Below are 10,226 nucleotides of genomic sequence, written 5' to 3' on the forward strand. Positions count from 1 at the left end.
AAGCGTCAGGGTCGGGCCGGCGGTACCGCCGACCGGCGCAGCGCCAGCTCGGTCAACGCGGCGGCCCCGATGTCCAGCACGGAGTCGTCGAAAACCGCCAGCGGCGAATGGTTTCCGGCGACCCGGGCCGGGTCCGCGCCGGGCGGACAGGCGCCGAGGGTGATCATCGACCCGGGCACCCGGGCCAGGACCCGGCCGATATCGTCGGAGACCATGGCGGGCCGGGCGTCGGGGCGCACCTGCTCGGCGCCGGCGAGATCCGCGAGTACGCCTGCGGCGAAAGCGGTTTCGGCCGGATCGTTGACGGTGGCCGGATAGCCGTCGTGGGCGGTGACCCGCGCGGTCACGCCGTGCGCGGCGGCGATGCCGTGACAGACCTGCTCGGCCTCGGCGGCCAGGCGTGCGTGGGTGTCGGCGCTGAACGAGCGCAGCGTGGCGGTCAGCGACGCCTTGTCGGGCACGATATTGGCGGCGGTGCCCGCGTGCACCGCGCCGATGGAGAACACCACCGGGTCCAGGGCGTCGAAGCGCCGGGTGATCATGGTCTGCAAGGCGCCGATCGCCGCGCCCAGCGCCGGAATCGGGTCGCGGGCGCGCTGCGGCCACGCCCCGTGCCCGCCCTGCCCGTCGAAGGTCACCTCGAGGGTCCCGGAGGCGGCCAGGGCTGCCCCGCTGCGATGCCGGAACGTCCCGGCGGCCAGCGAGGGCGTCACATGCAGGGCGTACGCGGCGGCCGGGCGGACACCGGTCACCTCCAGAAGTCCTTCCTCGAGCATGAGCCGCGCGCCGTCGTGTCCCTCCTCGCCCGGCTGGAACATCAGGATCACGTCCCCGGCAAGCTCGTCGCGCCGGGCGGCCAGCAGCCGGGCCGCGCCGGCCAGCATGGCGACGTGCAGATCGTGCCCGCAGGCGTGCGCCGCGTCGGGCACGCGCGCGGCATAGTCGACGCCGGACTTCTCGGTCATCGGCAGCGCGTCCATATCGGCGCGCAGCAAAACCGGTGCGGCGGAGCCGGCTCCGCGCACGACCGCGACCACCGAGGACAATGCCGCGCCGGTGCGCACCTCGAGCGGCAACCCGTCCAGCGCCGTGAGAACGGTCTCCTGGGTGCGGGGAAGCCGCAGTCCCACTTCGGGTTCGGCGTGCACGGACCGCCGCAGCCGCACCAGCTCGGGCAGCAGCTCGCGGGCATCCTCGAGAACGGTCATGCCCGCGCTCCGGAGACGCCGAGGTCCGCGAGCAGGCGCCGGCGCAGGGCGACGAAGTCCGCGTCGCCGGGATCGCGCGGGCGGGCGACGGTCACCGTTTCGTCGGTGACGAGCTTGCCGTCGCGCAGCACCGCCACCCGGTCCGCCAGCCGGATCGCCTCGTCCACGTCATGGGTGACCAGCAGCACCGCGGGCCGATGACGCGCGCACAGATCCGCGACGAGATCCTGCATCTTCAGCCGGGTGAGCGCGTCCAGCGCGGCGAAAGGCTCGTCCAGCAGCAGCAATTCGGGCTCGCGCACCAGTGCGCGGGCCAGCGCGACCCGCTGGGCCTCGCCGCCGGACAGGGTGGCGGGCCAGGACCGGGCGTGCCCGGCCAACCCGACCTCCGCCAGGGCCGCCTGCGCGGTGGCCCGAGTCGCCGCGCCGCGCCGCAGACCGATCGTCACATTGCCCAGCACCCGCTGCGACGGGATCAGCCGCGGCTCCTGGAACACGACCGTGCGGGCGGGCGGCACCAGCACCGTGCCGACGTCGGGCCGATCGAGCCCGGCCAGGATGCGCAGCAGGGTGGTCTTGCCCGATCCGCTGGCCCCCAGCAGCGCCAGGAACTCCCCGCGGCGCACCCGCAGATCGATATCGTCGAGCACGGCGCGCGCACCGAAGGTGCGGGTCAGCCCCGCCAGCCGAATGGCGGCCGGATTCGCCGTGTCGATCGAATCATCGTGCCGGGTCAGCACTTCGGCGTTCATCGCGCGCCTCCCGCGTTCCGCCACGGCATCAGCACCCGTTCCAGTCCGCGGATCGCGATGTCGGCGGTGAGCCCGAGCAGGCCGTAGATCAGGATGATGACGGTGAGAATGTCGGTGCGCGAGAAGTTCTGGGCCTGCGCCATCAGATAACCCAGTCCCGCGGTGGAATTGATCTCCTCCGCGGCGATCAGCGCGATCACCGACAGCGTCGTGGACAGCCGCAACCCCGACAGCAGCGCCGGCAGCGCGCTGGGCAGGATCACCTGCCGGATGGTCGCGGCCCGGCTCATCCCGAAGGTGCGGGCCGCCTCGAGCAGCTTGCGGTCGGTGGTGCGCACCGCCCCGAAGGTGGACACGTACATGGGAAAGGTGGTGGCGACCGCGATCAGCACGACCCGCGCCGACTCGCCGATCCCGAACCACACCATGAACAGCGGCACCAGCGACAGGAACGGCAGCGCCCGCAGCGTCTGCACGGCCGAATCCAGCAGATCCTCACCCAACCGCCGGGAGCCGGTGAGCACGCCGAGCACCAGCCCCGCGCTCACCCCGAACACCAGCCCGGTCCCAGCCCGGCCCAGCGACACCACCAGCGCGTCCGACAGCTGCCCGCTGTCCCACAGCTTCACCGCGGCATGCCAGACCTGCGGCGGCGACGCCAGCAGATCCGCGGTCAGCACCCCGGTGGCCGAGGCGATCCACCACGCCGCGAGGATCGACAGCGGCCCGAACGCCCGCAGCAGCGCCTTGGGTCCGCGAGAACGACCGCGCGGCAATCGAACTCGTGGGGTGATCAGGCCGGGCTCGGCGACGACGGCGGTCATTTCGCCTGCTCCAGCGCGGTCACGTCGAGCAGATGCGGGGTCACGTCGAAGACGCCGTCGGTGACCTGCTGATCGGCGAAGAATTTGGAGACCTGCGCGAACGCCGCCTTGTCGGCGTCGGTGATCGCCGAGGTCGGCGCGGACGCGCGCAGGAACTCCAATTCCAGGTCCCGGGCCCGGCCCTCGTAGGCGTCCGGCCCGCTGGCGCGCACCACGTTGACGTAGTTCTCCGGCTGCTGGGCCTGCTTGGCCTCGGCGTCGTGGAGGTAGGTGTAGAACGCCTTCACCACCGCCGGATGCTGTTGCGCGAACTCGTTGCGCACCGCCCACACCGCGTAGTTCTGCGAGCCGATCTCGCCGCCGGTGGCCAGGAAATGCTCACCGGCCTCGGCGCGTTCGGCGATCGAGAACGACGCCCAGGTCGCCCACGCGTCGACCTGACCCGAATGCAGCACCGCCGCACTCTGATTGGGCTGCAGATACACCCGCTGCACCGAGGAGACCGGCACATTGTTGCGGGCCAGCGCCTGCAGCAGCAGGTATTCGCTGGACCCGCCGTGCCACACCACGACCTTCTTGCCCGCGAGGTCCGCGACGGTCTTGATCCCCGAATTGTCCTTGACCAGAATGCCTTCGCCGACCGCGTCCGGCGCGATCGCGGCGAACAGCTTGAAGCCGGGCTTCTGGGCCAGCGCCGCGATGGCCGAGGTGATCGACCCCTCGGCGACGTCGAGGGCATTGTTGTCCAGCTCCTGGGCGGCCGGGGCGAACGGCCCGGCGCTGCCGGTCCATTCGACCTTGGCGCCCACCGCGGCCAGTGCGGCGTCGAGGCTGCCGTCCTTCTTGCCCAGCGCCAGCGCGCCGGCATTGCCGGGATCGGGAATCCGAATGGTCACGCTCGCACCGGAATCGGTGGCGGCGGGGTGCGAGGAGCAGGCCGAGACCACGGCCGTGAGCGACAGGGCGGCGGCCAGAGCGAGGGCGCGGGTGACGGTCATGCGGTTCTCCAGGTGTTGTTCTCGACACGAGCGGCTCGGGCCGCGACGAGGTCGCGGGCGGCGCGCAGGGGTTCGGGAGCCGCCCAGGCGTCGATATCGACCGGGCCGGCGAGGAAGCCGTGCCCGCGCAGGAACCGTTCCTGGCGGGCGAGCAGTTCGAGGCGCTGCGCGGAGAGGTCCAGCCGCAGATCGGCCTGCCCGGTCCAGGCGTACGCCCCGGCGACGCCCGCCGCGCCGGCACCGGTTTCGGCGGCCAGAATGCGGGGGACCTCGGCGGGATTGGCGGCGGCCCAGTCCGCGGCCTCGAGCAGCACCGCGAGGAAGCGGTGCACGATCTCGGGATGCTCGTCGAGCAGCCGCTGATGCACGGTGACCGGGCGGGGCGTGCCGTTGTTGATGCGAATCGTCTTGTCCGCGAAGGCATCCAGGTCGATGCCGACCACGGCGTCATGTCGTGCGGCGGCCTCGACCGCGAGCGCGCCCTTGACGTAGACCGCGTCCACGCGGCCCGCGCGCAGCGCCTCCAGTTCGGCGATCCACTGGTCCGCGCCGGGGGCGGCGTCGATATCGACCGGCGTCACGTCGTCGAGGGTGAGCCCGTCGGCGGCCAGCGCCCCGGCGAAGCCGGCCAGCGCCATGGCCCGCCAGAAGTCGATGGCGATGGCCCGGCGGGGGACGGCGATCCGCAGCCCCGCCAGCTCCTTGGGCGTCGCGAGCTCGAACCCGCGCCGCACCAGGATCGCCTGCCGCTCCTCGATCCACGTCAGCCCGATCAGCCGGGTCCGCTCGCCGCCCGCCCGCGCCCACAGCGCCGGAACATTGCCGCCCTCGCGGAACAGGCCGGTCAGGGCGTGGGTGAAATGACCGTCGCGCGGGATATCGGCGCCGGCGTCCTGCAACGAGCGGACCGTGAGGCCGTCGGCGGCGAACTCGGCGGCCAGCGCGCCCCGGTCGGCCGCGATACCGGTGGCGGTGGGCACCGGGCAGCGGGTGAACCAGAGCGTGTCCAGCGGAGCGGTTTCGGATGAGGCGGGCATGGCGCACCATGCTGCCCAACGAATCCCATCAAGTCCATAATATGGAATCAGTGGGATTCTAACCCCGGTTCGATAGCGAGGATTCTTCCATATTGTGGGAACCTGGTGCGGTGAACAGAGATTCGCCCAAGCCCACCGAGGGCGCGCAGGCGGTGCACCGGACCCTCGCGCTGCTGCGCTGTTTCGGTGACAGCACCAACGACCTGTCGGCCTCGGACCTGGCCCGCCGCACCGAGCTGGCGCTGTCCACCACCCATCGCCTGCTGCAGGCCATGGCCGCGACCGGATTTCTCGAGCAGGATTCCGACACCGCCCGCTACCGGCTGGGCCCCTCGATGGCCGAGCTCGGCCGCATCGCCTACCACCGCCGCGAATTGCACCGGGCCGAACCGGAATTGGCCGCGCTGTCGCAGCGTACCGGCGTCGTCGCCGATCTGGCCGTGCGGCTCGGCGCCGAGGCGGTGATCCTGGTGGGCGGATCGCTCGACGGCGACAATCGCCGGGCGCTGCGCCGGCCGCTGCACTCGACGGCGCTGGGCAAGGTGCTGCTGGCGTGGCCGGATCCGGCCGAGCGCGAGCCGGAAACCCTGACCGCGCTGACCGATCGGACGATCACCGATCCGGACGCGTTGCACGCGGAGCTGACTCGCGTGCGCGCCGCCGGATTCGCGGTCAACGACGAGGAATCCGCGTCCGGGGTGCGCACCGTCGCGGTGCCGGTGCTGGACGCGGCCGACCGCGCGCGCTTCGCCCTCGCCCTGCGCTCCACCCCGGAGGTGCTGGCCTCGGCGCGGCTGGGCTGGTTCGCCGAACAGGCGGCGGCCTGCGCGAGCGCCCTCGAGGTCCTGCTGATCCCGCCCGCGCAGCGACGCGTCGCGGCCCGCCCGCCGATCGTGGCGGGCTGACCCCGCTCACTTCTCGGGCGCGGGCCGATCGGGCGGGGTGAATTCGACGTCGATGCGCTGCTCGGGGCGACGGGCCTCGGCCCCGGTGACGGCGGTCAGATACGACTTGTCGGCCCGAGTCAGCGGCGGCTGGGTGAGGCTGCGCGGCCACAGTTTCAGCGCGCGCACCACATCGGCCTCGATGGCGTACACCGTGATGGTGGCCTGCAGCGCGAACCAGCTCAGCAACCCCAGCACGATGCCGAACAGCCCCGCGATGGCCTCCGCGTGCCGCACCGTGTGACTCAGCAGCACCCCGGCGAGGTTCAACAGCAACTGCCAGGCCACCCCGGCGACGAACGCACCCGGAATCAGCGCACGAGTGGAAACCTGTGCCGCCGTTGCCAACCGGAACACCCCGAGGAACAGCGCCCCGTCCAGCAGACTCGAGACGACGAGCACGAGCAGCTGCGCCGGCAACCCCGACAGCCCGACCCGCGACCCCGCCGCGGTGAGCGCCGCCGCGCAGATCGGCACCGCGACGGTGAACGCCAGCACCGCCAGCAACCCGATCGAGCGCAACAGATTGCCCGGGAATCCGGGTCGATCCACCTTCGGTATCGCCCACAGCGTGTTGAGCGTGTTCTGCACCGCATTGGCGAACCCACGCGCGCCCCACACCGCCCCCACGATCCCCACCGTCAACGCCAGGCCGGTCCCCTGGAAGGCCGTCACCCCCAACTGCTCATGCAATTGCCCACCCACGATGGGAAATTCGCTGAACGCCGAATTGACGACCTGCCGCTGCAACCCGGCGTGATTGCGCAGCACGATCCCGGTGATGGTGACCAGCACCAGCAAGAGGGGAAAGGTCGCCAGGAAGGCGTTGTAGGTCAGCAACGACACCAGGTTGCCGGCCTGATCGTCACCGAACTTCTTGAACACCGCGAACACGAACGCGGCCGGCCGATGCCGCTGCTGCCAGGTGTCCACCCACCGCACCGCCCGCTGCACCCGCTCCACAGGATTCATCTCGACCGTCCCACGCCTTCGACCGTGCATGCCGTACCTGCGGCGTACCCACCCGCGGGCCGCCGAACCGGTCTATTCGGAGGTAACCGATAGTTCGCTCACTGACGAACCGCACGTCGTCGACCCGGTTGAAACAGACAAACCGGGGGCATTGCCCGCCCATGACGAATGGCGCCGCGCAACCACCCTGATCGGAAACTGGACATCGGATCAGCTTGTCTGTGCGCGGAATCCGAAGCCCGACCTCGACACGCGACGGTTCGCCCGATCGTTGGCGATTGCCTCCGTAGCAGCGAAGATGGGTCTTCGACTGTTGTGTTTCAGCTGCTCTTTCGGCTAGTAGCCGCCTCGCTGGGCCGATCTCGTCCGTGGACCCGGTGTGACGGCCGAGGATCCAGGAGGAGCCAGGCTCATGCAGAGATCGCGAGGCAAGGCACAGGATTACCGGGAGTCTGGCGCCCGCACCCTGGTCGACGTGCTGTCGGCGCGCCTGCTCGACACACCCCATCGTCCGGCCTACATCTTCGCCGGCCGCCGCGAGCAACGGCAGGTGATCGACCATCGCGAACTGTGGGAGCGGGTCGCGGGATTGGCCGAACGCATCATCGCCGAGACCGAGCGGGGAGACCGGGTAGCGCTGCTGTGCCCGCCGGGTCCCGACTTCGTCTGCGGCTTCTTCGCCTGCCTGACGACGTGCAGAATCGCAGTGCCGGTTCATCTTCCGCTCTCCGCGCCGCAGGTCGCGAAGTTGACCGCCATCCTGCGCGACAGCGGTGCGCGCGCGGCGATCGCGCCGCTGTCGGTGGTCCCGGTCGACAGCGCCCAACTGGGCGGCATCCGGCTCATCGACAGCGAGCAGGCGGGCCGCGGCCTCGGCTTCGAACCGGAATTCGCACCCGATCCGGACGATATCGCCTTCCTGCAGTACACCTCCGGCTCCACCGGCATGCCCAAGGGCGTGATGGTCCGCCATCGCAACCTGATGGAGAACCTGGGCACGCTGCGCGCGAAATACCGTCTGACGCCGGACAATTCGATCGTCTCCTGGCTGCCGCCCTACCATGACATGGGCTTGATCCAGGGCGCGCTGCTGCCGATGTTCGTCGGTTTCCCCGCCACCCTCATGTCGCCCATGACCTTCCTGCGCGACCCGCTGTGCTGGCTGCGCGCCATCGCCGAGGCCGACAACGTCGTGGCGGGCGGCCCCAACCTCGCCTACGGCCTGTGCGCCAAACGCGTGTCGCCGGACGCGGCCGCCGCCCTGGATCTGAGCGGCTGGGACATCGCCTTCGTCGGCGCGGAACCGGTGGACCCGAATACGTTGCGCGCCTTCACGGATGCGTTCGCGATCAGCGGTTTCCGCCCCCAGGCGTTCGCGCCCGTGTACGGGCTGGCCGAGTCCACCCTCTACGTCAACGGCGGCGCGCGCGGCGCGGGCATGCGCTCGCGGCACTTCTCGGCGGCCGACCTGGAGGGCGGTCACGCGATCGCCAAACCCAATGGGCGCGAACTGATCAGCGTCGGCCCGGTCGGGCCGGACATCGCGGTGGTCGACCGCGACACCGGCGCGCGCTGCGCCGCGGACCGGATCGGTGAGATCTGGCTGCGCGGCCCGAGCATAACCGGCGGGTACTGGAACAAGCCCGCCGAGACCGCGGCCGCGTTCGGGGCGACCATCGCCGGGGAGGGCGAGACGCGCTATCTGCGCACCGGTGATCTCGGATTCGTCTGTGACGGCGAGCTCTACATCTCCGGCCGCAGCAAGGAACTGATGATCGTGCACGGCCGCAACCTGTTCCCGCAGGACATCGAGCGCACCATCCTGGCCGGGCATCCCGGCCTGCGTCGCGGCGGCTGCGCGGTCTTCGCCGCCCATGTCGACAACCAGGACCGGATCATGGTGGTGAGCGAACTCGACCAGGCCCTGGAGCCCGACGGCGCTGCGGCACTGGAGGATTCGATTCGCGACGTGGTCAGCCGCGAGCACGCGGTGAGCGTGCACCGGGTGGTGTTCGTCGGCAAGGGCGAGGTGCCCAAGACCACCAGCGGCAAGATCCAGCGCCGGAAGCTGCACGAAATCTATTCGACGGCAGAGGAATTCGAGGAGAGCGTGCGATGAGTACCCCGTCCGACAGTGCGACCGTGCTGGACTTCTTCGTCGAGTGGGCCGCCGACCGGCTCGAACGCGATGCGGTGGACCCGCACTCGCCGCTCACCGCGCTGGGCCTGGACTCGGTCAAGGCCGCCGAACTGATGACGATTCTCGAGGATCGCTTCGACACCGAGATCACCGCCGAGGACATCTTCGACGGCCTGAGCCTGGCCGATGTCGCGGCCCTGGTCGACGCGGGCCGCGGCCTCGAGCAGCCGCCCGCGAGCCCGGCCCCGGGACCGCGTCCGGGTGGACGGCCGCGTCGCGCGATGGATTTCAGCCTGCTGTTCTTCGCCAGCGACGCCCAGCAGCACGGTGACGGCCGCTACCGGCTGCTGCTCGACAGCGCCCGCTTCGCCGACGCGCACGATTTCCGCGCGATCTGGGTGCCGGAGCGGCACTTTCACAGCTTCGGCGGCCTCTACCCCAACCCCGCCGTGCTGGGCGCGGCGCTGGCCACCGCCACCGAGCGGGTGCGTATCCGCGCGGGCAGCGTGGTGCTGCCGCTCCATCATCCGATCCGCATCGCCGAGGACTGGTCGGTCATCGACAACCTGTCGGGCGGCCGCGTCGATCTGGCCTTCGCCACCGGCTGGAACGCCGACGATTTCGTGCTCGCCGACCAGCACTACGCCGATCGGGTCGAGCGCACCCGCACCGGCATCGACACCGTGCAGCGGCTGTGGCGCGGCGAATCGGTGACCCTGCCCAACGGCGCCGGGGAACAGCGCGCGGTCCGCATCTTCCCCGCCCCCTTGCAACCGGCCCTGCCGACCTGGCTCACCTGCAGCGGCGGCGTCGAACGCTTCGAGATGGCCGGCGCACTGGGCGTGAATGTGCTGACCGCCTTGCTGTTTCAGGAAGTGGACGAGCTGGGGGCGAAGGTGGCCGCCTACCGTGCCGCCCGCGCCCGGCACGGGCACGACCCCGACGCCGGCCTGGTCACCGTCATGCTGCACACCTTCGTGGGCGCCGACGAGGCGCGGGTGCGCGCGACCGTGGAGGGACCGTTCAAGCGTTACCTCGAGGATTCGGTGGATCTGTGGCGGCGCGGGTCGGAGGCCCTCGACAGTCTCGACGCCAAGACCCGGGCCAAGGTGCTGGACTTCGCGTTCGAACGCTACTACCGCAACAACGGCCTGTTCGGCACCCCGGATTCGACGGCGGCCATGGTCGGCCGGCTGCGCGCGATCGGGGTCGACGAGATCGCCTGCCTCATCGATTTCGGCATCCCGGACGCCGAGGTGCTGACCGGTCTCGAGGCGCTGGCACAACTGAAGAGAGCAGCGGCGCAGTCCGTGTAGGGAATCGTCCACCCGTTTCGAGACGCAGGAGCCGC

The 10,226-nt window shown here is 70.9% G+C and carries 9 protein-coding genes; 3 read left to right on the top strand and 6 right to left on the bottom strand.

Annotation, left to right across the window (positions count from 1 at the left end):
* Positions 1-5 precede the first annotated feature (5 nt).
* Genes D7D52_RS14860 through D7D52_RS14880 form a run of 5 tightly spaced genes read right to left on the bottom strand, consistent with a single transcriptional unit; the run spans position 6 to position 4,819 of the window.
* On the bottom strand, positions 6-1,208 hold the full coding sequence (locus tag D7D52_RS14860; RefSeq protein ID WP_120736930.1) for a M20 metallopeptidase family protein: 1,203 nt from the start codon (positions 1,206-1,208) through the stop codon (positions 6-8).
* Complete coding sequence (locus D7D52_RS14865) at positions 1,205-1,960, bottom strand: ABC transporter ATP-binding protein (protein WP_120744127.1); 756 nt, start codon at positions 1,958-1,960, stop codon at positions 1,205-1,207. The genes D7D52_RS14860 and D7D52_RS14865 overlap by 4 nt, the downstream gene beginning before the upstream one ends.
* Positions 1,957-2,784: an ABC transporter permease gene (locus D7D52_RS14870; protein WP_120736932.1), complete on the bottom strand. Its 828-nt coding sequence runs from the start codon at positions 2,782-2,784 to the stop codon at positions 1,957-1,959. The genes D7D52_RS14865 and D7D52_RS14870 overlap by 4 nt, the downstream gene beginning before the upstream one ends.
* Complete coding sequence (locus tag D7D52_RS14875) at positions 2,781-3,782, bottom strand: NrtA/SsuA/CpmA family ABC transporter substrate-binding protein (protein WP_120736934.1); 1,002 nt, start codon at positions 3,780-3,782, stop codon at positions 2,781-2,783. The genes D7D52_RS14870 and D7D52_RS14875 overlap by 4 nt, the downstream gene beginning before the upstream one ends.
* Positions 3,779-4,819 (bottom strand): ABC transporter substrate-binding protein, encoded by a 1,041-nt coding sequence (locus D7D52_RS14880; RefSeq protein WP_120736936.1) that lies wholly within the window; start codon positions 4,817-4,819, stop codon positions 3,779-3,781. Before D7D52_RS14880 ends, D7D52_RS14875 begins: the two co-directional genes overlap by 4 nt.
* Positions 4,820-4,929: 110 nt before the next feature.
* On the opposite strand from D7D52_RS14880, the gene D7D52_RS14885 reads away from it, so the two are divergent.
* Complete coding sequence (locus D7D52_RS14885) at positions 4,930-5,724, top strand: IclR family transcriptional regulator (protein ID WP_120744128.1); 795 nt, start codon at positions 4,930-4,932, stop codon at positions 5,722-5,724.
* Between the two features lie 6 nt (positions 5,725-5,730).
* Here D7D52_RS14885 and D7D52_RS14890 read toward each other — a convergent pair whose 3' ends face one another.
* Complete coding sequence (locus tag D7D52_RS14890; RefSeq protein WP_162958322.1) at positions 5,731-6,735, bottom strand: YihY/virulence factor BrkB family protein; 1,005 nt, start codon at positions 6,733-6,735, stop codon at positions 5,731-5,733.
* Between the two features lie 412 nt (positions 6,736-7,147).
* On the opposite strand from D7D52_RS14890, the gene D7D52_RS14895 reads away from it, so the two are divergent.
* The gene (locus D7D52_RS14895; RefSeq protein ID WP_120736940.1) at positions 7,148-8,854 is read left to right on the top strand and encodes a fatty acyl-AMP ligase; all 1,707 of its coding nucleotides are present in this window, start codon (positions 7,148-7,150) and stop codon (positions 8,852-8,854) included.
* Positions 8,851-10,191, top strand: a complete 1,341-nt coding sequence (locus D7D52_RS14900) for a MupA/Atu3671 family FMN-dependent luciferase-like monooxygenase (protein ID WP_120736942.1) — start codon at positions 8,851-8,853, stop codon at positions 10,189-10,191. The genes D7D52_RS14895 and D7D52_RS14900 overlap by 4 nt, the downstream gene beginning before the upstream one ends.
* The last annotated feature ends 35 nt before the right edge of the window (positions 10,192-10,226 follow it).

This window comes from Nocardia yunnanensis (assembly GCF_003626895.1).
Lineage (GTDB): Bacteria > Actinomycetota > Actinomycetes > Mycobacteriales > Mycobacteriaceae > Nocardia > Nocardia yunnanensis.